The sequence below is a fragment of the Micromonospora sp. CNZ303 genome (genome assembly GCF_004345505.1).
Genome location: NZ_SLVT01000003.1, coordinates 451,420 through 473,766, shown reverse-complemented (window position 1 = coordinate 473,766; position 22,347 = coordinate 451,420). Strand labels below are relative to the sequence as shown.

Genomic DNA, 22,347 nt, shown 5'->3' with positions numbered 1-22,347 from the left:
CCCCGGCTCAAGGGGCACACTCCACGATGGTCTCCAGGGCCCGCTCGAAGTCCGCCCGGGGGACGCCGGCGCCGATGGTCAGCCGCAGCCGGGACCGGCCGTCCGGCGTGGACGGGGGCCGGAAACAGCCGACGGCGACTCCCCGGTCGCGGCAGTCGGCCGCCCAGGCGCTCGCCGCCTCGGGGCCGGGGGCGGTGACCGAGACGACCGCGCCGTCGGGGGCGGAGACCGCCAGCCCGGCGGCGCCCAACCGGCGGACGACCAGGGCGGCCCGCTCGGCCAGTTCCGCGCGCAGGTCGTCGCCGGCGCGGGCCAGCCCGACGGCGGCGTGCACGCCGGCGGCCACGGCCGGGGGCAGCGCGGTGTCGAAGATGAAGGTCCGGCCGGTCTCGATCACGTGCCGGACGAACTCCGCCGGCCCGGCGACCACCCCGCCCGCGCCGCCGAGCGCCTTGGAGAGGGTGGCCGTGACCACCACGTCGGGCTGGCCGGCGAGGCCGGCGGCGGCGACGCCCCCGGCGCCGGCCGGGCCGGTCACTCCGAGGGCGTGCGCGTCGTCGACCAGCAGCAGCGCGCCGTGCTCCCGGGCGACGGCGTGCAGCCGGGCCAGCGGGGCGAGGTCGCCGTCGACGGAGAAGACCGACTCGGTGACGACCACCGCCGGCCGGCCGGGCGCGGCGGCGAGCGCGGCGGCCACCGCCGCGACGTCCGCGTGCGGGGTCACCACGGTCTCCGCGCCCGAGATCCGGCAGCCGTCGATCAGGGAGGCGTGGTTGTGGGCGTCGGAGACGAGCAGCGTACGGGGCCGCACCAGCGCCCGGACCGCCCCGAGGTTGGCCAGGTAGCCGGAGGAGAAGACGAGTGCCCGTTCGGCGCCGAGCCAGTCGGCGAGGGCGTCCTCGAGCGCGTGGTGGGCGTCGGTGGAGCCGCGCACCAGCCGCGACCCGGTGGCCCCCAGCCCGTACGCCGACAGCGCCCGCGCCGCCGCGGCGGTGACCTCGGGGTGGGTGGCCAGGCCGAGGTAGTCGTTACCGGCCAGGTCGACCACGGCGTCGCCGGCGGCCCGCGGTCGCAGCCGGCGGGTCAGCCCCGCCTTCGCGCGCAGCTCGGCGCGGCGGTCGAGCGCCGCCAGCCAGTCCGCCACCGTCACCCCCAACGCCGCCCGGCCGGCCGCCGTCGGCCGCTTCCGCCGGGCGAAATTACCACCCGCCGGCCAGCGCCCGGCGTGCCCACCCCTGCGCCCGGTGCCGACACGCGGGCCGTTCATCCCGGCCAGGTGGCCTTGTAGGGTACGAGCCATGCCAGAGATCCTCGACCAGGCCCGAACCCAGGTGCTGGAGAACGGCGTCGGTCTCGACGAGGCCGGCGTCCTCGCCGTGCTGAACCTGCCCGACGAGCAGCTGCCCGCCGCCCTCCAGCTCGCCCACGAGGTGCGGATGCGCTGGTGCGGGCCCGAGGTGGAGGTCGAGGGGATCGTCTCGCTGAAGACCGGCGGGTGCCCGGAGGACTGCCACTTCTGCTCGCAGTCGGGCCTGTTCACCTCCCCGGTCCGGTCGGTCTGGCTGGACATCCCGTCGCTGGTCGAGGCGGCGAAGCAGACCGCGGCGACCGGGGCGACGGAGTTCTGCATCGTGGCGGCCGTGCGCGGCCCGGACGCCCGGCTGATGAAGCAGATGCGCGAGGGCGTCGCCGCGATCAAGGCCGAGGTCGACATCCAGGTCGCCGCGTCGCTGGGCATGCTCAGCAAGGAGCAGGTCGACGAGCTGGTCGACATGGGCGTGCACCGCTACAACCACAACCTGGAGACCTGCCGCTCCTACTTCCCCAACGTGGTCACCACGCACTCCTGGGAGGAGCGCTGGGAGACCCTGCGGATGGTCCGCGAGTCCGGCATGGAGGTCTGCTGCGGCGGCATCCTCGGCCTCGGCGAGACGGTGGAGCAGCGGGCCGAGTTCGCCGCGCAGCTCGCCGAGCTGGACCCGCACGAGGTGCCGCTGAACTTCCTCAACCCCCGCCCCGGCACCCCGCTGGGCGACCGGCCGGTGGTGGAGGGCAAGGACGCGCTGCGCGCCATCGCCGCCTTCCGGCTGGCCATGCCGCGCACCATCCTGAGGTACGCAGGTGGCCGGGAGATCACTCTCGGCGACCTGGGCACCCGCGACGGCCTGCTCGGCGGCATCAACGCGGTGATCGTCGGCAACTACCTGACCACCCTGGGCCGGCCGGCGACGGCCGACCTGGAGCTGCTCGACGACCTGAAGATGCCGGTCAAGGCGCTCTCCGCGACGCTGTGAGCGCCCCGGTGACGACGAGCGACGCGATGCCGGCGACCGACGCGGTGCCGGCGGGTGACGCGGCGACGGCGGCCGGCGGGGCGACGGCCGCCTGGTGCGACCGCTGCGGCGAGGCCGTGGCGGCCGGGTCGCACGACGGGTGCGCGGCGGCCCGGGAGCTGGAGCCGCCGCGCTTCTGCGCGCACTGCCGCCGCCGGATGAAGGTGCAGGTGCTGCCGGTCGGCTGGGCGGCGGTCTGCGTCGAGCACGGCGAGATCCGGGGCTGAGGGGGATGCTGCGCGGCCGGGCGGTGACCCTGCGGCCGGCGGGCGCCGGGGACGTGCCGGCGCTCGCCGCGATCCGGGCCACCCCGGAGGTCCGGCGCTGGTGGCGCGGCGGCGACGACCTCGCCGCCGCCGTCCGGGCCGACCTCGCCGACGAGGCCCTGACGGTGTACGCGATCGAGCACGACGGCCGGGTGGTCGGCGCGATCCAGTGGTACGCCGAGGACGACCCCGACTACCGGCACGCCAGCATGGACGTCTTCCTCGACCCGGCGGTACGCGGTGCCGGGCTCGGCGGGGACGCGATCCGCACCCTGGTCCGGCACCTGATCGACGAGCACGGCCACCACCGGTTCACCATCGACCCGGCGGCGGCGAACACGGCGGCCGTCCGGGCATACGCCAAGGTCGGCTTCCGCCCCGTCGGGGTGCTGCGCCGCTACGAACGCGGCGAGGACGGGCGCTGGCACGACGGGCTGCTGATGGACCTGCTCGCCGACGAACTGGCCGACTGAGCCGGACGCCCGTCCGGCCCGTCGGTCAGCCGTCCCAGACCAGGTCGCCGTCGGGCAGCCGGCGGGCGCCCTCGGCGGGGCGGTGCGGGGTGAGCCGGCCGTCGGGCATCAGGTGGGACACCGGCACGCCGCGCCCCAGCACGGCGACGTCGGCGATGAGCCGCCGGTGGCAGCGCCACCAGACGCTCTCGCTGCACATCACCGCCGTGGTCCGGGCCGCCGCGTCCGCCAGCACCGCCTCCAGCGCCGCCCGGAAGTCGGCGGTACGGGTGTACGCCGCGTACGCCCGGAAGGCGGCGACAGTCCACCAGGTGTCCGGCTCGTCGGTGCCGGCCGGGGTGTGCCGCCGGCCGCCGAGGCGCTGCTCCCAGCGGTAGTCCACGCCGGCCGTCGGCAGCCAGCGGGCCAGTTCCTCCCGGCGTACGTCGGGGTTGGTCCGGCTCGCCGGGAACCGCCGCACGTCCACGACGAGCGCGACGCCGGCACCGGCCAGCAGCTCGCCCAGCCGCTCCCGATCCGCCGCCCCGTGCCCCACCGTCAACAACTCCACGAGGAGGGAATGCCCCGAATCGCGGGCGGCTACCGCCCGGGATCTCCGCGCGGGGCGGCGGGCGGGGCGGCCGGCGGCGAGGCTGCGACGGGTGCACCCCGACCTTCCGGCCGACGGGGCCGACGCGCTCGACTGGCTGGCGTTCGAGCAGGCCGGCGTCGTCACCACCGCCCAGGCGATCCGTTCGCTGACCGAGGGCACCGTACGCGGACGCGTGCGCTCCGGGCGGTGGCGCGATCTGCCGGGGCGTCGTGCTGATGGGCAACGGCCGGCTGACCCGGGACCAGCAACTGTGGGTGGCGGTCCTCGCCGCGGGCTCCGGTGCTGTCCTGGCAGGCCCGACGGCTGCCGCCGAGGCGGGCGTACGAGGGCTGCGGCGCGAGCCGCTGCACGTGCTCGTGCCCGCGCACCGGCGGGCGGGGCGCACCGTGCTGGGCCGGCTGCCGGCCGACATGCCGGCGGTCGTCGTGCACCGCACGTCGAAGCTGCCACCGGCGCATCTCCAGCTCGCCCGACCGCCGCGGACCACCACGGCCCGGGCGCTGGTGGACGCGGCCGGCTGGGCCCGCACCGTCGACCAGGCGCAGGCGGCGCTGGCGGCCGGCTGTCAGCAGCGCCGGGTCACGCCGGCGGAGTTGTCGGCGGTGTTGGACGAGCTGCCCAGGGCCCGTCGGCGGGCGTTGATCCGGCAGACCGCGGCGGACATCGCGGGTGGTGCGGAGGCGCTCTCGGAGATCGATTTCGTCCGGCTCTGCCGCCGCCACGGCCTGCCCGCGCCTCACCTTCAGCAGCGGCGCGTCGACGCCTCCGGGCGGACGCGGTGGCTCGACGCGTACTGGCGGGAGTGGGGGTTGCACGTCGAGATCGACGGCGCGCACCACATGGACGTGCGGCACTGGGCGGCCGACATGCGTCGCCAGAACGACGTCTGGACCTCGGGGGACCGCATCCTGCGCTTCCCGGCGTGGCTGATCCGCGCCCGCCCCGACGAGGTGGCCGACTCCCTCCGCCGCGCCCTGACGGCGGCCGGCTGGCGCCCCGAGGCGTGAATCTTGGGCAGTTGCCGTTCACGGGGAACGGCAACTGTCCAAGATTCCGGTTGGCGCGGACGGTTACGTCCGCGCCAGCCCGCCTGTGGTGTCCGCGCCATCGGTGGTGGCGCGGACAGCGGCATCGGAGGGGTGGTGCGTCAGGAGATGGTGCAGGGGGTGCCGTTGAGGGTGAAGGCGGTGGGCTTCGGGTTCGATCCGGTGTGGGTGCCGTTGAAGCCGAAGCTGGTCGACGCGCCCGGCGCGAGCCGGCCGTTGTAGGAGAGGCTGGTGGCGGTGACCGCGGCGCCGGTCTGGGTCCACGTCGCCGACCAGCCCTGGCCGACCTTCTGGCCGGCGTGAGGGAAGGTGAAGGCGAGCGTCCAGCCGTCGATCGCGGTGGTGCCCGTGTTGGTGAGGGTGACGTTCGCGGTGAAGCCGCTGTCCCAGCCGCTGGTCGTCCAGGTCACGGCGCAGCCGCCGGACGCGGGCGGGTCGGCGGTGGTGACGGCGACCGGCGCGGACGCCGTCGAGGCGTTGCCGGCCGCGTCCACGGCCACCACGTAGAACTGGTACGCGGTCGCGGCCGTCAGCCCGGTCACCGCCACGGTGGTGCCGGTGGGCGAGCCGACCAGCGCGTCCGTCGCGCCGGCCTCGCGGTAGACCCGGTACCCGGTGACGCCGACGTTGTCGGTCGACGCGGCCCAGTTCAGGGTGAGCCCGGTGGCGGTGACCGCCGAGGCGGTCGGGGTGCCGGGGCGGGTCGGCGCGACGGTGTCGGGGGCCGGGGCAGCGGGCGTGGTCACCTCGGCCACGGGCGAGGCGGTCGAGCGGTTGCCGGCGCCGTCGCGGGCCCGCACCGTGAAGCGGTACGTCCGCTCGGGCAGCAGCCGGGTCACGGCCAGGGTGTTCGTGGTCGAATTGAGCAGGACGAGCGCGTCGCTGCCGACCTGTGCCTGGGTGACCTCGTAGCCGGCCAGCCCGCTGCCGCCGGCGTCGGTGGACGCGGGCCAGGTCAGGGTCAGCCCGGTCGCGGTGACGGCCGAGGCGACGGGGGTGCCGGGGGTGGTCGGCGCGGTGGTGTCCGGGGTGGCCGGCCCGGGCTCCTCGCCCCAGATCCGGGTGCCGCCGGAGTAGAGGGTGACCTTCCGGTTCGGCCCGGCCGTCGCCTGGTACGACGGGTCGTTCGTCGGGTCCCAGGTGCCGCCCTCGGGTACGCCGATCTTGAACTGCACCTCCATCCGGTGCTGCGACTGCCCGGCGGGCGCGATGGTGTGCCCGGTGCAGTCCACCTCGACGTACCAGATGTCGCCGGAGAACTGCTTGGCCGTAGCCGGCGACGGGCAGCCCTGGGTGTAGCCGGGGGTGACCGTGACGGGGCCGGTGCCGTCGGGGCGGAAGTAGTAGCGGAACTTGCCGTCGGTCAGGGCGCGGGCCGGGAACGCCGACTTGTTGTAGATCATGGTCTTGAGGCCGGTGGCGCGCGGCTCGGCCTGCATCACCGTGGTCTCCACGGTCAGCTCGTCGATGTCCGGCGTCTCGGCGCGGGGGAAGCCGGCGAGCGGGGTGCCGCCGTACTCCTGGGCGAGCCGGGCCAGCGCGGAGCTGAAGCCGGCGTTGTAGTCGGTGGCGACCTCGTTCATCACGTAGTCCGACCGGTTGTCGGTGTACGCGTCGTTGGCCGCCGACGGGCCGCCGACCAGCGCGCCGTAGAGGGTGTGCCGGGTCTCGACGGGCACCGTCTGGCTGTCCCACCAGGAGCCGTGCGCGGTGCGGTGGTGCGGGTTCTTCGGGGAGTTGGCCCCGAACCCGATGACGTAGCTGGAGGCGCGCGGGTTGTCACCGAGCGCGTAGTTGATCTGCCGGACGGCGAAGTCCTTGTAGCGGGCCTTGCGGGTGGCGTCGGTGGTCTTGTCGCTGTAGACGAGGGCCGCGAAGGACGTGTTCGCCGCGTAGCGCAGCGCGCCCCACGAGTCGAGCACGGCCATCCCGCCGGGCGAGTACGGCACCCGCTGCCCGTTGACGCCGACGGTCCAGTAGTCGAGCCAGCGGTTGGCGTCGTCGACGTACTTCTGCTTGCCGGTCAGGTTGGCCAGCAGCACGTACGCCCCGAACTGCTTGTTGTCCCAGGCGATGGTCCACTTGTAGGAGCGGGTGGTGCTCTGGTTCTCGGTGCCGAGCTTGTCGTACTCGCTCTCGGCCTTGGCGAGGTAGGCGGCCTCGCCGGTGGCCCGGTGCAGCCAGATCGCCGACCAGACCAGCTCGTCCTGCCAGCCGCTCCAGGAGCGGTAGAAGCTGGTCGCGTCGGTGATGCACTCGTGGTAGCTCTTGCGCACCGTGTCGGCGAACGTGTGGAGCTGCCTGGCGTGCCCGAGCAGCTTGTCGGCGTAGGCGGCGTCGGTGGGCCGGAAGACCATCGACGACGCGGCCATCGCCGCCGCCGTCTCCCCCGCCAGGTCCGCGCCGCCGCAGCTCGCGTCGATCTTGTACGCGGGCCGCGCCATCTGCATCACCTCGGCCGGGCCCCACCACTTGTGGTCGTCGTCGCCCTTGCCGACCTGTCCGTAGAGGACGTTGGGGGCCGGGTGCGCCTTGATGAAGTAGTCGTTGACGAAGCGCAGGTTGTTGAGCAGGTGCGGCAGCTGGCCGGAGGCGACGTAGCCGGCGCGGTACTCGACGGCGCCCCAGGCGAGCATGGTGGCGCTGAACGCCATCGGGAAGCCGAACTTGACGTGGTCGCCGGCGTCGTACCAGCCGCCGGTGAGGTCGAGCCCGACGTCGGCGCCGTCGGTGAGCGCGGAGTCGCCGCGCCAGGAGACCCGGTTCCAGTCCGGCAGCGGGCCGGACTGCTGCGCCTCGTAGAAGTAGAGCGACTTCTGCAACGCCTCGGCGTAGTTGAAGGCGGCGGCGGGCGCTGCGGCGGCGACTGGCGCGGGCCGCGTGGCGCCCCCGGCGGCGGGCGTCGCGGCGGAGGCGGACGCCGGGGCGGTGACGGCGAGGGCGAGGCCGGCGGCGAGGGCGCTGCCGGCGGCCAGCAGGCGGGGCAGCCAGGGCTGCTCGCCCGGCCGGCGCGGACGTCTCGGGTGACGCATGACGGGGCTCCTGTCGGTGGCGTCGCCGGCGGCACCGGGGACGGCGCGCGGGATGGTGGTCGGAGCGTGCCGGCGAAGGTGGTGGGGGGTGCGGCCACGGGCCCGGGAGCGCTCCCATGGATGACCGACAATGTAATGCGGCGGTCGCCGGTTTGTGAAGACGCCCGCGGCGCGCTCGCGGCGCACCCGCGCAGGGGCGGTGACAGGAAAGCCCTTACCTGCACACCGGACGTACGTCACACCATCGATATTGATGGATCAAATCATGGCGTACGGGCAGGTCATCGCCGGGACGGGCGGGCGAAGACGCGCGTCGCGGCCGGGCGGGCGACGGGCCGGGCGTTCCGGCATACGAACGTACTGTTGCCCGCCCCTTTCCGGCGCGCGACAGTACGCCCACACCAGCGGTGCCATCGACGTTGCCGCTCCCCCGGCCAACCTGAGGAGATCGCGATGGCTCTACGACTCGCCGACGGCACCGCCTGGTCCGACACCCTCGCCCGCGCGGTGGCCGCCGCGCCCGAGGCGTTCGGCTCCCCGGTCGACGGTGTCACCACCCTGCACAACCTCGTCCGCGGCGACTGGCACGCGGTGGGCACCCCCAGCCCCGTCCGTACGCCGGTGGACAACACCGTGCTGGTCAACCTGGCCCGCCTCGACGCGGAGTCCGCCCGCGCCGCGGTCGCGCACGCCGCCGCCGCGCACCGCGCCTGGGCCGACACCCCGCTCGCCGACCGCAAGGCCCGGGTCACCGACGCCCTGGACGCACTCACCGCCCACCGCGACCTGCTCGCCCTCCTGCTGGTCTGGGAGATCGGCAAGCCGTGGCGGCTGGCCTGCGCCGACGTGGACCGGGCGCTCGACGGCGTCCGCTGGTACGTCGACGAGATCGACCGGATGCTCGCCGACGGCCGGGAGCCGCTGCCGGGGCCGGTCAGCAACATCGCGTCGTGGAACTACCCGATGAGCGTGCTCGTGCACGCCGAGCTGGTGCAGCTGCTCGCCGGCAACGCGGTCATCGCCAAGACCCCCTCGCAGGGCGGGGCGGTCTGCCTCACCGTCGCGCACGCGCTGATGCGCCGGGCCGGGCTGCCCGCCACCCTGGTCTCCGGCGGCGGCGAGGAGCTGTCCGAGGTGCTCGTCCGGGCGCCGGAGATCGGCGCGGTGGCGTTCGTCGGCGGGCGCTCCAACGGCGGCAAGGTCGCCGCCGCGCTGCTCGACTCCGACAAGCGGCACTTCATCGAGCAGGAGGGCCTCAACGCCTGGGGCATCTGGAACTTCTCCCAGTGGGACCTGCTCGCCGGGCACCTCAAGAAGGGCTTCGAGTACGGCAAGCAGCGCTGCACCGCGTACCCGCGCTTCGTGGTCCAGCGGGACCTCGTCGACGAGTTCCTCGACATGTACCTGCCGGTCGTCCGCTCCGTCCGGTTCGGGCACCCGCTCGCCGTCGGCGACGACTGGACCGCCGGCGACCCGCTGCCCGAGCTGGACTTCGGCCCGCTGATCAGCGCCGCCAAGGCCGACGAGCTGCGCCGCAAGGTCGACGAGGCGGTACGCGGCGGCGCCGTACCGCTGCACCGGGGCAAGCTCACCGGCGCGCCGTTCCTCGACGGGCAGGACACCTCCGCGTACGTGGCGCCGGCCGTGCTGCTGGCCCCGCCCGGCCGGTCCCGGCTCATGCACGCCGAGCCGTTCGGCCCGGTCGACACCATCGTCGTGGTGGACACCACCGACGAGCTGCTGGCCGCGATGAACGCCTCGAACGGCGCGCTGGTCGCCTCGCTGGCCTGCGACGACGAGGAGCTGGCCGGCAAGCTCGCGGTCGACCTCCAGGCGTTCAAGGTGGGCATCAACAAGCCGCGCTCCCGGGGCGACCGGGACGAGCCGTTCGGCGGCCGGGGCGCGTCCTGGAAGGGCGCCTTCGTCGGTGGCGACCTGCTGGTGCACGCGGTGACCCAGGGCGGCGACGGCCGCCTCTACGGCAACTTCCCCGACTACAACAGCTACCCGACGACCTGAGGTGCAAGGAAGGGCACCCTGTTAACGCATGGCGATTGCAGGGTGCCCTTCCTGACACCCACGGCGCGACCAGCCGGCATCCGCCCGCCCGCCGCGCCGCCGGGCAGCTCCCGTGCCCGCAGGCGACGCCTCAGCCGTGCCGGGCGGACGCGCCCTCGACCAGCGGAACGGTGAGGGTCACCAGGCCGCCGTCCCGCTCGGCCGGCGCGGGCCGGCCGAGCCGCCGCACGGTGCGCAGCATCGGGGCGTTCTCGGCGTGGACGTGCAGCACCAGGGCCACGTAGCCGGCCTGCTCGGCGTGCCGGACCAGTCGGCGCAGCAGGGCCGAGCCGAGGCCCCGCCGCTGCCAGTCGTCGCGGACCAGCAGCGCCACCTCGGCCTCGTCGCCCTCGGCGAGCAGGTTCGCCATCGCCACGACCGACTCCGCCTCCCCGGCGTCGCCGCCCGCCGTGGCGAGCAGGGTCACGCCCCGGGCCGGCTCCAGCAGCCGGCGCAGCCGGTCCGGGGCCGGCGTCCCCGTTCCGCCGAGGTAACGCCGGTGCCGGCTCTGCGCCGAGCAGCCCTCGTGCAACTCGACCACGCCGGGCAGGTCGTCGGCGACGGCCGGCCGTACGGTCGCCTCGGCGCCGTCGGGCAGGACCAGGGTGACCTGCTCGGCGGCTCGGCGCGCGACGGCGGCCGACAGCTCGACCAGGGCCTGCGCGCGGGCGTACTCGGCCGGGGTGAAGCCCGGCGCGGCGCGGCGCAGCGCGAACGACCCGCCGGCCGGATCCTCCAGCAGCATGGTCGTGTCGGCGATCCCGCAGCCGGCGCCGGCGGGCGACGGTCGCCAGGTGACCGTGTCCGCGCCGAGCAGGGCGCGCAGCGCCTCCCCGGCCGCGTCGGGATCCCGCACCAGGCGGGTGGCCAGGCCGAGCGCCCGGGTGGGCTGATCGGCGAGTCCGCGCGCCTCGCTGCGCGCCACCCAGCAGTCCCGGCCCCGCCCCCGCTCGACGGCGGCGACGAGGCCGGCCTCGTCGAGCGTGTCCGGCGCGTCGACCAGGAAGTCGTCGACCGCACCCCGCTCGGTGGTGTGCACCTGCACGGCGAGGATGTTGACCCCCCGCAACGCCAGGCTGGCCGTGAGCACCGACAGGTAGCCCGGCCGGTCGTCCACGGTCGCCCGGATCCGCCACAGCGTCATGGTTCGCTCCCTTCCGCCTACGACCCTCGTCGGTGGCTGTTGCGGGCCGGTTGCCCGGGGGTGACGGCTCCGCTTCCGTCGCGCGACCTGCGCCACAGTGCCGGCCGCCGGGCCGGCTCAGAGGCCCCCGCCGGGCCGGCGCAGACGTCCAAGCCGGGCCGGCGCAGAGACGTGAAAGGCCGACTCAGGGCTTCGCGGCCACCGGCGGCGCCCCGACCAGGTCGAGCCGGTCGCCGAGGATCACCGCGGCGGCCCGGACGAGCTGCGCCAGCCGGTCCACCTCCGTGGCGTGGAACGCCGCCGCGGCCGGCGTACCGGCGCACTCCCGGGCCACCACCAGCACCAGGCCGGCCCGGCCGAACGGCGCGACCGCGACGTGCGCGTCGCCGGGCGTGCTGATCGCCCGGGCCCGCAGCGGAGTCACCTCCGGCAGCGGCGGCGGTACGGGCGCGCGCCAGCTCGCGTACCCGACGGTCGCCTCCCCGGCGGCGCCGGTCCGGGCGGCCCAGTCCAGCGGCACCACGGCGGCGACCGCCCAGTCGGCGGCGAGGAGGCCGGGAACGGCGTCGACCAGCGTGGCGACGCCGTCGACCGGGTTGGCCGCGACCTGGGCCAGCAGCTCGGCGTCCTGCCCGGAGGTGGTGGGCGCGCCGATGGCCCGCCACACCCCGTCCACCCGGACGCCGGGGATCGCCGCCAGCCCGGCGAGTAGCCGCTCGACCCGCGCCGCGCCCGGCCAGACCACGGTGAAGTCGTCCACCGCCCGCCCGCCGAGCCGCTCCAGGACGACCACCTGGACGATGTCGGCGCCGGACACGCCCATGGTGCGCGCCACCTGGCCGAGCGTGCCCGGACGGTCCGGCAGGGTGACCCGAACTCGCAGCAACATGTCTGAACCCCTCCGCTCGGCGGGCCGGCACCGCTGGCCGGCAGGCTGGGCCCCAGCCTGGCCCGTGGCCGTTTCGCCCCTGTTGCCGCGGCATGTCCCGAGGGTCAACTCTGGCCTTGACAACATGGCGGAGCTGCCATCAACTAATCGGATGACCGAGCCGGCCGTCGACGCGCACGGGCCGGGCGGCAGCCCCGCCGCCGCCTCCCCTCGCGGGCTGGATCTCGACCGGCTCGCCGCCCACCTGGCCCGGCACCGGCCCGAGCTGGCTGACGGTCCGCTGCGGGCCCGGCTGATCGCCGGCGGCAAGTCCAACCTGACCTACCTGTTGCACGCCGGCGGGCACGAGGTCGTGCTGCGCCGCCCGCCGCTCGGGCACGTGCTGGCCACCGCGCACGACATGGCCCGGGAGTACCGGGTGATCTCCGCGCTGGCGCCGACCGACGTGCCGGTGCCCGCCGCGCTGCTGCTCTGCGAGGACGTCGAGGTGATCGGCGCGCCCTTCTACCTGATGGAGCGGGTGCACGGCGAGGTGTTGCGCACCCGCGCCCAGACCGACCCGCTCACGGATGACCAGCGGCGCGAGCTGGCGCTGGCGATGATGGACACCCTCGCCGCGCTGCACGCGGTCGAGCCCGCCTCGGTCGGGCTGGGCGACTTCGGCCGCCCGGAGGGCTACCTCGCGCGGCAGGTCCGCCGGTGGGCCGGCCAGCTCGACCGGTCCCGCAGCCGGCCGCTGCCCGGCATCGAGGAGCTGCGGGACCTGCTCGCCGGCACCGTGCCGGAGGGCGCCAACGCCGGCCGGATCGTGCACGGCGACTACCGGCTGGACAACCTGCTCGCCACCGTCGACCCGGTGGCCGTACGGGCCGTGCTCGACTGGGAGATGGCCACCCTCGGCGACCCGCTGGCCGACCTCGGGCTGCTGCTGACCTACTGGGACGTGCTCGGCGGCAGCGAATCGGCCGCCGGCAACCCGGTCGCCGACGGGCTCGGGCCGCGCGCCGGGTTCCCCACCGGGACGGAGCTGATCGAGCGGTACGCCGGGCGCGGCGACGTCGACGTCGGGCCGCTGCACTGGCACGTCGCGCTCGGCTGCTTCAAGCTCGCGGTGATCTGCGAGGGCATCCACTACCGGCACACGCTCGGGCAGACGCTCGGCGAGGGCTTCGACCGGATCGGCGACATGGTGGCACCGCTGGTCGAACACGGGCTGACCGCCGCCAGGGAGCGTTGATGGACTTCGCCTACGACACCCGCACCGAGCAGCTGCGGGCCGAGCTGACCGCGTTCCTGGACGAGCACGTGTACCCGGCCGAGCCGGTGCACGCCGCGCAGGTGGCCGCCGCCGGCGACCCGTGGGCCCGGCCCCCGGTGATGGCCGAGCTGAAGGCCGAGGCGCGCAAGCGCGGCCTGTGGAACCTCTTCCTCCCCGACCCGCGCCACGGCGCCGGCCTGACCAACCTCCAGTACGCCCCGCTGGCCGAGCTGACCGGGCGCAGCCCGCACCTGGCCCCGGAGGCGCTCAACTGCGCCGCGCCCGACACCGGCAACATGGAGCTGCTCGCCGAGTTCGGCTCGCCGCAGCAGCAGGAGCGCTGGCTGCGCCCACTGCTGGAGGGCGAGATCCGCTCCGCGTTCTGCATGACCGAGCCGGAGGTGGCGTCCTCGGACGCGACCAACATCGCCACCCGGATCACCCGCGACGGCGACCACTACGTCATCAACGGGCGCAAGTGGTGGTCGTCGGGGGCGATGGACCCGCGCTGCGAGATCTTCATCGTGATGGGCAAGACCGACCCGGAGGCCGACCGGCACCGCCAGCAGAGCATGATCCTGGTGCCCCGGGACACTCCCGGCGTCACGGTGCGCCGGGGCATGACGGTGTTCGGCTACAGCGACGCCTCGCACGGCGGCCACGCTGAGGTCGACTTCACCGACGTCCGCGTACCGGTGGAGAACCTGGTCGGGGCGGAGGGCGCCGGCTTCGCGATCGCCCAGGCCCGCCTCGGTCCCGGCCGGATCCACCACTGCATGCGGCTGATCGGCATGGCGGAACGGGCCCTGGAGCTGCTCTGCCGGCGGGCACTCGAGCGGGTCGCGTTCGGCCGGCCGCTCGCCGAGCAGGGCGTGGTGCGCGAGTGGATCGCCGAGTCCCGGGTGCGCATCGAGCAGGCCCGGCTGCTGGTGCTCAAGACCGCCTGGTTGATGGACACGGTCGGCAACAAGGGCGCGCACACCGAGATCCAGGCCATCAAGATCGCCACTCCCGCCATGGCCGAGTGGGTGATCGACAAGGCCATCCAGGCGTACGGCGGGGCCGGCGTCAGCCAGGACACCCCGCTTGCCGCCCTCTGGGCGCAGTCGCGCACCCTGCGCCTGGCCGACGGCCCCGACGAGGTCCACCGCTCCTCGCTGGCGAAGCGCGAACTGCGCCGCTGGTCGAACTGACCCAGCCCACCCTCGCCGGACTCGTCGAACTCAAAGTTGTTGTCATGACACGCCGGGCGGGGTCACGACAACTACAGGATCAGCCCGGGCCCTGCGGGCGCTGCTGCGGACACCGCTGCCCGAGCGGCGGGTGCCCCAGGTGCCTGGGATGGGTCGCAAGGCCACAACGCCGCAGAGATTGCTGCGTGAGCATCCCGGCGTCGAGGTGGCATGTCGGGACTCCGCCCGCGCCCACGTCGAAGCGGTCGCCGCGCCCTTGCCGATGGGTTGAAGGTGGCCCGCCGCCCGAGGAGGGCACGCGAGCCGTGACCACCCGGCAGCGGTGGCAGCAGGTCCACGACCTGCTCGAGAGGCGTCGGCCTGCTGGAACGCGCCCGCCGCTCAGCCCTGGCCTCAACACCGTCAAACGCTACGCCCGGATCAGCTGACCCGGACGCCTCACCCGCCCACCGCAATACCGACCCACCTCATGCGACGTGAATCGACGCAGTGATTTACTTCACTGCCTGCCTGCCTCTGCTCGCGTCTGCGCAGGCCAGGGAACGTTCGCTGTCCCCCGTGGAACTTCCACAGAGGGCGCAACCATCGTTCGGCTTGGATCGACGGCCGATCGGCCGATGATCGTCGCAATTGCATCCTGTTACCTGATCGCTACTTTCCGAAGGAGGGGTCAGTGGAACCAGGTAGGACGTTATGGGGGAGCAGATCGGGAATTCCCCGGTTGTCGCGCGGCCGGCTGGGCCGTGTGACGGCGGTCGGGATGTCCGCGGTGTTGGTCGCTACGATGGCGGACTGGGTGCGGGTCGAGCCGGCAGAGGCCGCTCCACCGGCGCCCGTTCAGCAGGCGGCGCCGGGTCCGCAGGTGTTGGAGCGGCCGGATGAGGCGGCTGCGGTGGCGACGGCCCGGTTGACGGGCAAGCGGGTTCGCATCACGGGGATGACGTCGGAGACGTCGGAGTTCTGGGCGTTGCCGGAAGGCCGGGTGGAGGCGGAGGTCCACGCCGGTCCCGTTCGCATCCGCAACGAACGAACGCAGGCATGGACGGCAGTCGACTTTACTCTCGCGCCGCAGCCTGACGGCTCGGTGGCGGCCAGGTCGCACCCGGCCGGGCTGCGGTTGTCCGGCCCCGCGAGCTCCGGCGAGCACGACCTGGTGACCGTGGGAAGCTCGGACGAGCGGGTGTCGCTGGGTTGGTCCGGTGCGCTGCCGGTGCCGACGGTCGAGGGGACTCGGGCGACGTACGCGGAGGTGCGTCCGGGTGTCGATCTGGTGGTGGAGTCGACCCGTACCGGGTTCGAGCAGTTCCTGGTCGTCAAGGACCGGGCGGCGGCGGCCCAGGTGCGTAACGTGTCGTTGCCTCTGCGTGGCGTGGGCCTGAGCGTCGTCGAGGACGGGCGGGGCGGGTTCGAGATCCGCGACAAGCGCGGCGCCACTGTCGGGGTCTCTCCGGAGCCGCTGATGTGGGACGCGCAGATCGACCAGCCGTCGGGTGAGCGGGTACGGGTGGCCAAGGTCGGCAAGAAGCTGGGCGCGGCGAAGGCTGGCCGGTTGGCGTTGACCCTGACTCCGGACGAGGAGTGGTTGACCGACCCGAAGACGGTCTTTCCAGTCACCATCGATCCGGCGGTGAATCTGAGCCCGAACTTCGACGCGTTCGTGCAGACTGACTACACCTCGGATCAGTCGGCGGCGACGGAGCTGAAGCTGGGCACGTCCAACGGTGGGGCGTTGAAGGCCCGGTCGTTCGTGCGTTTCGGTGACCTGACCTGGCTGCAGGGCAAGCACGTCCAAGCCGCGACGATCTACTTGTGGAACCACTACTCGTACTCGTGCAGCGCGCGGCAGTGGGAGACGTGGAAGACGTTGGCGGCTGGCACGGCGACGCGGTGGACCAACCAGCCGGAGTGGCGAGGGCTGCTCGGTTACAGCTCGCAGACGAGGGGCTACAACAGCGGTTGCGCTGGCGGCTGGGTGAACTCGTCCGCGACGGGTGCGTTCGTCGATCACGCCACCGGTGCGACGTGTTGCACGGTGACCATCGGTCTGCGGGCGACGTCGGAGACGGACAGCTACGGATGGAAGAGGTTCCACTCGTCGGAGGGCGCGAACGCCCCGTACGTCAAGTTGACCTATCAGTCCCTGCCGACGGTGACGGCGCGGGCGACGGTGCCGTCGCTGCCCTGCGCAACAGGGTCCAGCACCCCCTATGTCAACACGAAGACGCCGCAGTTGCGGGCGCAGATCAGCGATGCCGAGGGCTCGCAGGTGCGGGCCGAGTTCGAGTGGCTGACCGGCGGTGGTACGCGGATCGGCGGCACGACGGTCGGTCCCGGCGCATCGGGGTCCTGGCTCGCGACGTCGGTGCCGGCCGGAGCCTTCAACGAGGGCGGCACCTACTCGTGGCGGGTGCGTGGCAACGACGGCCTCGCCAACGGCGCCTGGTCGAGTTACTGCGCGATGATCGTGGACACCACGGCTCCGTCGGCGATGCCGACGGTGTCGTCGACGACTTACCCGGCGGGTCAGTGGGCCGGAGCGGCGGGAACCGCCGGTAGCTTCACCCTCGGCGCCTCGGGTGTGGCCGACGTGTCGGCCTACGAGTACGGCTTGAACGTCAACCCGCCGAACCAGACGGTCAACGCGGCCAGCCTCGGCGGTGCTGCCACCGTCTCGATCACTCCCACCGCGGACGGGCCGCAGACGCTGTACGTGCGCTCGCGGGACCGGGCGGGTAACCAGTCGGCGATCCGGACGTACACGTTCAATGTCGGCTCCGGCGCGGTGACCTCGCCGAAGGAGGGTGACATCACGGCGGCGAAGGTCGCGATCACCGGGGTGGGGCAGTCGACGGTCACGGGTGTCACCTACCAGTGGCGGCGCGGTGACGCCGACGCGTGGGCCACCATCCCGACCGGCCACGTGACTGTTGCGGCGGGCGGTGGTGCCGTCACCTGGCCGCTGGCGACCAGTGGCGGCGGGGCGTTCCCGAAGCTGAACTGGGACGTCGAGGCCACCTTGGCCGCCGCTGACACCGAGTCGATCCCCCGCAATGGCCCCCTGCAGGTGCGAGGCACCTTCACCGGCGGAACCGGCGGTACCGCCAGTACGGTCAAGTTCAGCTTCGACCGGGACCAGGCGTCGGCGGCGGCGGAGGAGATCGGACCGGGCTCGGTCAACCTCATCACCGGCAACTACACGGTGTCCGACACCGACGTCTCCGTCGACTCGTTCGGCAGCGACCTGACCATCACCCGCTCGTACAACACGCGGCGGGCGGCCGAGACGGACGCGGCGAACATGTTCGGGCCCGGCTGGGTGTCCGGCGCCGTGGTCGAGGAGGCCGAGTCGCCCTACACGTCGCTGACCGTGTACGGCTCGCTGGTGCAGGTCGGTCTGCCGGAGGGCGACACGATCGGCTTCACCAAGCGCACCGCCACCGTCTTCGATCCCGAGATCGGGATGGAGTTCGTCAAGCTGACCTACAACGCCACCGGCGACTCGTACGCGCTGACCGACGAGGACGGCAACACGGTGCTGTTCACCCGGGTCACCGGGACCGCTGCGGGGAAGTACTTCCCGACGTCGGTGACCGTACCGGGCAGCAACCAGACGACCACGTTGAGCTGGGAGAAGGCCACCGTTGACGGCAAGGAGGTGGTCCGGCCGACCCGGATGCTGGCACCCGTCGCCGACGGGGTGAACTGCGCCACCCTCACTCGGGGCTGCCGGGCGCTGACGCTCACCTACGCCACGACCACCACGGCGACCGGCACCGCCGAAGCCCAGTGGGGCGACCGCGTGGGACGCGTGAAGGAGATCTCCTTCACCGCGTGGGACCCGGACCTGGCGACTCCGGCGATGCGGACGGTGCCGATGGCCCGCTACGTCTACGACAACGCGGGCCGGCTGCGGGCGGTGTGGGATCCGAGGCTCGACTGGAACGACGCCGGCACCACGCGGCAGCTCCGGGAGACCTACGACTACACCGAGGACGGCGTCCTCAGCGTCATCAAGCCGGTCGCGGAGGAGCCGTGGCAGCTCAGCTACACCACCATTCCCGGTGACCCGGGAGCGGGCCGACTGCACAAGGTGACCCGCTCGGCGCTGACCGCCGGAACCGCCACCCAGACGGTGGTCTACAAGGTGCCGGTGTCGGGTACGGGCGCGGCCTACGACCTGTCCCCGGCGCAGACGAACCGGTGGGCGCAGACCGAGGCACCGACCGACGCCACGGCCGTCTTCCCAGCCAGCCAGGTGCCCACCGGTAACCCGTCCACCGGCACGCTGCCCTCCTCGTACGAGCGGGCCACCGTCACCTATCTGGACGCCAACGCCCGGGAGGTCAACACCGCCACTCCGGGCGGACACATCAGCGCCACCTGGTACGACCAGTGGGGCAACACGGTGCGGACCCTGACCGCCGGTAACCGGGCGCGCGCGCTCGAAGCCAGCTCCACCGACGACGCGACGGCGGAGAGCATGCTGGCCCGCGCCCGCTCCACGTTGAACGTCTACTCTCCCGACGGGCAGCGACTCACCAGCACCCAGGAGCCGGAGCACGACGTCATGCTGCCCACCGGCATCGTGGTGCGTGGACGCCAGCACACCATGAACACCTACGATCAGGGGGCGCCTACCACCGGCGGCCCGTACAACCTGATCACCAAACAGGACGTCGGCGTCCGTATCTGGGACACGGGCGGCGTCGAGAGCGATCAGGACATCCGGACCACCACCACTGCGTACGACTGGGGTTTGCGCCAGCCGACTGTGGTGACGGTGGATCCGGCTGGTCTCGCCCAGACCACCCGCACGGCGTACGACCCGATCACCGGGCTGGTCACCTCGACGACCGCGCCAGCCGGTGGCACCAGCACCACCACGCCGGCGACCCGGAAGACGATCTACTACCGGGCCACCTCCGGTTCCGGGTACGCCGAGTGTGACCTGCGGCCGGAATGGGCGAACCTGCCCTGCCGGGTGCAGCCGGGCGGGCAGGCCGCCAGCGGGCCGGAGCTGCCGGTGACGGTGACCACCTACGACATGCACAACCAGGCACGGGTGGTCACGGAGAAGACCAGCACCGGGACGCTGCGCACGACCACCACGACGTACGACAGTGCTGGCCGGGCGTACGAGACCAGCGTGGCGGCGTCGGGGCTCGGCACCGCGGTGCCGATCAGCCGCAACGTCTACGAGCAGGCGACCGGGCGGTTGCTGCGCGTGCAGTCGGTGGTCGGTGGGCTGGCCACCGCGCAGGTGGTGAAGGGCTACGACGGCCTGGGCCGGCAGACGTCCTACACCGACGCGGACGGGACCACCTCCACCACCACGTACGACCTGCTCGGCCGGGTGGCCACCAGCAACGACGGCAAGGCCACCCGGACCTACACCTACGACGGCGGCACCGAGCGGCGAGGCCTGCTGACCTCGGTCAACGACTCGCAGGGCGGGACGTTCTCGGGCAGCTACGACGTCGACGGCACCCTGAGGTCGGAGACGTGGCCGAACGGGGTGCAGGTCACCACGGAGACCGACGAGACCGGCACGCAGATCGGGCTGACCTACACCAAGCCTGGTTGCGCAACGACGCCGGAATGCACCCTCTACGCCGAGTCGGTGGTCGAGTCGGCGCACGGCCAGTGGCGGGAGCGGTCGTCCAGTCTGTCGGAGCAGAGTTACAGCTACGACCAGGCCGGCCGGCTCACCTCGATCCGGGACGTCATCGGCGGCCAGTGCACCACCCGGTCGTACGGTTTCAGCGCCTCGGCGAACCGCACCACGACCAGCGCCTACGGCCCGGGTACCGACGGTGCGTGCCAGACGACGACTGCGTCGTCGTCGCGAACCTGGACGTACGACACGGCCGACCGGGTCAACACCACCGGCTACGTGTACGACGCCCTCGGCCGCACGACGACGGTGCCGGCGATCGACACGGCCATGTCGTCGGGCGGGAACGTGACCATCGCCTACCACACGACGGACCTGGTGGACACGATCACCCAGGGCACACGGACGACGGACTACGTCCTGGACGTCACCGGTGAGCGAGTCCGCTCGTGGACCGACAACGCCAGCGGCACCGCCCTGCAGTCGGTGCACCACTACGACGGCGACGAGGACAGCCCGTCGTGGACCCAGGAGACGGTTGACCGATTTACCCGGCCGGTGTCGGGTCTGTCGGCGATGGCTGGCATCTTCGACAGCGAAAGCGCACAGGTCGACTGGCAGATCACCAACCTGCACGGCGACCTGGTCGCCACGATCCACGCCGACGACGAGGGCCTGTCCCGCACGAACGAGGCCGACGAGTACGGCACGCCGCGCAACCCCGGGGACATCGGAACGCAGCGCTACGGCTGGCTCGGTGCCAAGCAGCGGGCCGCTGACACCCCGTCGGGCATCATCCTGATGGGCGTACGCCTCTACAACACGGTCACCGGCCGCTTCCTCCAGGTCGATCCGATCTACGGCGGAAGCTGCAACCGGTACGAGTACACCTGTGCCGACCCGGCAAACAAGTTCGATCTTGATGGCAAGCGATGGTGCAGCGACTGGCGATGGGTATGCCGGAAATACAAGAAGGCGCGGAACACGTATAATGCCTACCGAAATGGTTGGCGCAGTTCCTACCGAAGCGCCCGGTCAAGGTGGGGATGCAGGTCGGGCACATCAGGTAGTAATTGTGGCCGCAACAACTACCATGACCATGTCGGGCGTAGTATGCGCCGCGACATTAGAAGAGGTTGCAAGGCCTACACCAGCGGGCCTTCCTTTATCTGGGCCGGCGCAGCTGGCGGCGCCGCAGCGGCGAGGTGGGGCTGGCGAATCGCCCGCTGGGGTGCCAGAGCGGGTTGGGTTGGCTACGGAATCGAGGCGGGATGCCACTTCGCAAAGAGCAGATATTGGTGAGTAGGACGGGTTGGAGCCTGGCCGTAGCTGGCTTCCTGCTCTGGGCGCTCTCTCCGCTTTTGTGGGTAGCAGGGAAACTTCCTCTGGACACCAGCCTGTTCATTGGATCAACTGCTCTGCTTCCGTGGCTGATATACGCCGGGACCAGAAAGCGCGAAGGTGGCACTCGGCTTTGATCGATCTGCCCTGAGCGCGACGGGCAACGCCGCTTCGAGCGTGCTTTCCAGTCAGCGGGGTCCGCAGCTTATGGCTGCGGGCCCCGCTCGGCGGCATCAGCCTGGCGGTTCGGGCGAGACGGTCGTGAACGTACGACACGGCCGACCGGGTTAACACCTGGAAGCAGGCGAAGTGGCGGTGGGATGGTTCCCATGCCCGGGGCCACCGCCGACCACCCACCGCGTCACCACAGCTGGACCTGCCGCCAGTGCGCTCCGTCAGCGATCTCCGTCGCTCGTCTCGACATGATCGCCCCGGCCGGTGGCGATGCCCTGGAATCAGCCGCCGTTAGCGTCGGGAAGTTGTGCGAGTACCTCCGGGGGCGCCGACTCAACCGGTAGCGGCTGGGGTTCGGTGTGTTTGGCGGGGATGCCGCCCCGGTCTTGTCGGGCATGTTGACCACCCCGGCGACCGCGTCGGCGGGCAGGTCGTAGCCGCGCTCGCGCAGCAGCTCCGCCGGCTCGTCGTCCGGGGACTGACGGCCCACCGGTACGCGGCGAGGATGTCCCTACCGGCTACGGCGCCCGCGAGGAGCAGGTTCGCCACCAGTTCCTCGCTGGAAGGGTCGAAGAAGGCGTCGCGGGTGGTGCCCGGTTCATTGGCTCTTCCTCCGCCGCAACCGCACCCCGACGAGCTGTCCCTCTACCTGTGCTGGTCGCCCCGGCAAATGCCGCTGCACACCCTGGTCCGGGTGGCCGGCTCCCGCTAAAGCATCGAGGAGTTGCGCCAGACCGCAAGAGTCAGGGTCGGCCTCGACCACTGCTGGATCCGCGGCTGGACCGGCTGGCACCGGTTCATCACCCTGGCCATGCTCGCCTTGGCCGTCCTGACCATCCTCGCCGTCACGCGCAGCAGCCTGACGCTGCCCCGGAGATCATCGCGATGACCGCCGACTCCTCAAAGCCTTCTCCTCGCCACATCGCTACCGCCC

The 22,347-nt window shown here is 72.8% G+C and carries 14 protein-coding genes and 1 pseudogene; 10 read left to right on the top strand and 5 right to left on the bottom strand.

Annotation, left to right across the window (positions count from 1 at the left end):
* Nucleotides 1-7 precede the first annotated feature (7 nt).
* Nucleotides 8-1,144, bottom strand: coding sequence for an 8-amino-7-oxononanoate synthase (locus tag EV374_RS08220; RefSeq protein ID WP_132233262.1), 1,137 nt, complete (start codon nt 1,142-1,144; stop codon nt 8-10).
* 154 nt (nt 1,145-1,298) lie between these two features.
* On the opposite strand from EV374_RS08220, the gene bioB reads away from it, so the two are divergent.
* Genes bioB through EV374_RS08205 form a run of 3 tightly spaced genes read left to right on the top strand, consistent with a single transcriptional unit; the run spans nt 1,299 to nt 3,072 of the window.
* Complete coding sequence (gene bioB, locus EV374_RS08215; RefSeq protein WP_132233178.1) at nt 1,299-2,294, top strand: biotin synthase BioB; 996 nt, start codon at nt 1,299-1,301, stop codon at nt 2,292-2,294.
* A 26-nt stretch (nt 2,295-2,320) separates the two neighbouring features.
* Complete coding sequence (gene bsaP / locus EV374_RS08210; RefSeq protein ID WP_132233260.1) at nt 2,321-2,560, top strand: biotin synthase auxiliary protein BsaP; 240 nt, start codon at nt 2,321-2,323, stop codon at nt 2,558-2,560.
* A gap of 5 nt (nt 2,561-2,565) precedes the next feature.
* Nucleotides 2,566-3,072, top strand: a complete 507-nt coding sequence (locus tag EV374_RS08205) for a GNAT family N-acetyltransferase (RefSeq protein WP_132233176.1) — start codon at nt 2,566-2,568, stop codon at nt 3,070-3,072.
* Between the two features lie 25 nt (nt 3,073-3,097).
* On the opposite strand, the gene EV374_RS08200 is transcribed toward EV374_RS08205, so the two are convergent.
* Complete coding sequence (locus EV374_RS08200; protein ID WP_132233174.1) at nt 3,098-3,622, bottom strand: DUF488 domain-containing protein; 525 nt, start codon at nt 3,620-3,622, stop codon at nt 3,098-3,100.
* 257 nt (nt 3,623-3,879) lie between these two features.
* On the opposite strand from EV374_RS08200, the gene EV374_RS08195 reads away from it, so the two are divergent.
* A complete protein-coding gene (locus EV374_RS08195; protein WP_486485634.1) occupies nt 3,880-4,671 on the top strand; it encodes a PDDEXK family nuclease in 792 nt (263 codons plus the stop codon).
* Nucleotides 4,672-4,811: 140 nt separating this feature from the next.
* On the opposite strand, the gene EV374_RS08190 is transcribed toward EV374_RS08195, so the two are convergent.
* A complete protein-coding gene (locus EV374_RS08190; RefSeq protein ID WP_132233172.1) occupies nt 4,812-7,742 on the bottom strand; it encodes a glycoside hydrolase family 9 protein in 2,931 nt (976 codons plus the stop codon).
* A gap of 453 nt (nt 7,743-8,195) precedes the next feature.
* On the opposite strand from EV374_RS08190, the gene EV374_RS08185 reads away from it, so the two are divergent.
* Entirely contained in the window at nt 8,196-9,761 is a 1,566-nt protein-coding gene (locus EV374_RS08185) for an aldehyde dehydrogenase family protein (protein WP_132233170.1), read from the top strand.
* 130 nt (nt 9,762-9,891) lie between these two features.
* On the opposite strand, the gene EV374_RS08180 is transcribed toward EV374_RS08185, so the two are convergent.
* Nucleotides 9,892-10,944 carry a GNAT family N-acetyltransferase gene (locus EV374_RS08180; protein ID WP_132233168.1) on the bottom strand — a complete coding sequence of 351 codons (1,053 nt, stop codon included), beginning with the start codon at nt 10,942-10,944 and terminating at the stop codon, nt 9,892-9,894.
* 184 nt (nt 10,945-11,128) lie between these two features.
* Entirely contained in the window at nt 11,129-11,833 is a 705-nt protein-coding gene (locus tag EV374_RS08175) for an ACT domain-containing protein (protein ID WP_132233166.1), read from the bottom strand.
* Between the two features lie 151 nt (nt 11,834-11,984).
* Here EV374_RS08175 and EV374_RS08170 point away from each other — a divergent pair, with 151 nt between their 5' ends.
* The 5 genes and pseudogenes from EV374_RS08170 (at nt 11,985) to EV374_RS32445 (ending at nt 22,302) form a co-directional block, all read left to right on the top strand.
* Nucleotides 11,985-13,070 carry a phosphotransferase family protein gene (locus EV374_RS08170; protein ID WP_132233164.1) on the top strand — a complete coding sequence of 362 codons (1,086 nt, stop codon included), beginning with the start codon at nt 11,985-11,987 and terminating at the stop codon, nt 13,068-13,070.
* Nucleotides 13,070-14,284, top strand: coding sequence for an acyl-CoA dehydrogenase family protein (locus tag EV374_RS08165; protein ID WP_132233162.1), 1,215 nt, complete (start codon nt 13,070-13,072; stop codon nt 14,282-14,284). The genes EV374_RS08170 and EV374_RS08165 overlap by 1 nt, the downstream gene beginning before the upstream one ends.
* Nucleotides 14,285-14,372: 88 nt before the next feature.
* A pseudogene (locus tag EV374_RS33285) lies at nt 14,373-14,709 on the top strand (ISL3 family transposase); the annotation flags it as partial.
* A gap of 359 nt (nt 14,710-15,068) precedes the next feature.
* Nucleotides 15,069-21,200, top strand: a complete 6,132-nt coding sequence (locus tag EV374_RS08155; protein WP_132233160.1) for a DNRLRE domain-containing protein — start codon at nt 15,069-15,071, stop codon at nt 21,198-21,200.
* A 937-nt stretch (nt 21,201-22,137) separates the two neighbouring features.
* Nucleotides 22,138-22,302, top strand: a complete 165-nt coding sequence (locus tag EV374_RS32445) for a hypothetical protein (protein WP_165947725.1) — start codon at nt 22,138-22,140, stop codon at nt 22,300-22,302.
* Nucleotides 22,303-22,347 lie beyond the last annotated feature (45 nt).

Excerpts from the sequence above, each read along its gene's own strand:
- bioB (WP_132233178.1), top strand. The coding sequence starts at position 1,299 with ATGCCAGAGATCCTCGACCAGGCCCGAACCCAGGTGCTGGAGAACGGC.
- bsaP (WP_132233260.1), top strand. The coding sequence starts at position 2,321 with ATGCCGGCGACCGACGCGGTGCCGGCGGGTGACGCGGCGACGGCGGCC.
- EV374_RS08205 (WP_132233176.1), top strand. The coding sequence starts at position 2,566 with ATGCTGCGCGGCCGGGCGGTGACCCTGCGGCCGGCGGGCGCCGGGGAC.
- EV374_RS08195 (WP_486485634.1), top strand. The coding sequence starts at position 3,880 with ATGGGCAACGGCCGGCTGACCCGGGACCAGCAACTGTGGGTGGCGGTC.
- EV374_RS08190 (WP_132233172.1), bottom strand. The coding sequence starts at position 7,742 with ATGCGTCACCCGAGACGTCCGCGCCGGCCGGGCGAGCAGCCCTGGCTG.
- EV374_RS08185 (WP_132233170.1), top strand. The coding sequence starts at position 8,196 with ATGGCTCTACGACTCGCCGACGGCACCGCCTGGTCCGACACCCTCGCC.
- EV374_RS08180 (WP_132233168.1), bottom strand. The coding sequence starts at position 10,944 with ATGACGCTGTGGCGGATCCGGGCGACCGTGGACGACCGGCCGGGCTAC.
- EV374_RS08175 (WP_132233166.1), bottom strand. The coding sequence starts at position 11,833 with ATGTTGCTGCGAGTTCGGGTCACCCTGCCGGACCGTCCGGGCACGCTC.
- EV374_RS08170 (WP_132233164.1), top strand. The coding sequence starts at position 11,985 with ATGACCGAGCCGGCCGTCGACGCGCACGGGCCGGGCGGCAGCCCCGCC.
- EV374_RS08165 (WP_132233162.1), top strand. The coding sequence starts at position 13,070 with ATGGACTTCGCCTACGACACCCGCACCGAGCAGCTGCGGGCCGAGCTG.
- EV374_RS08155 (WP_132233160.1), top strand. The coding sequence starts at position 15,069 with ATGGCGGACTGGGTGCGGGTCGAGCCGGCAGAGGCCGCTCCACCGGCG.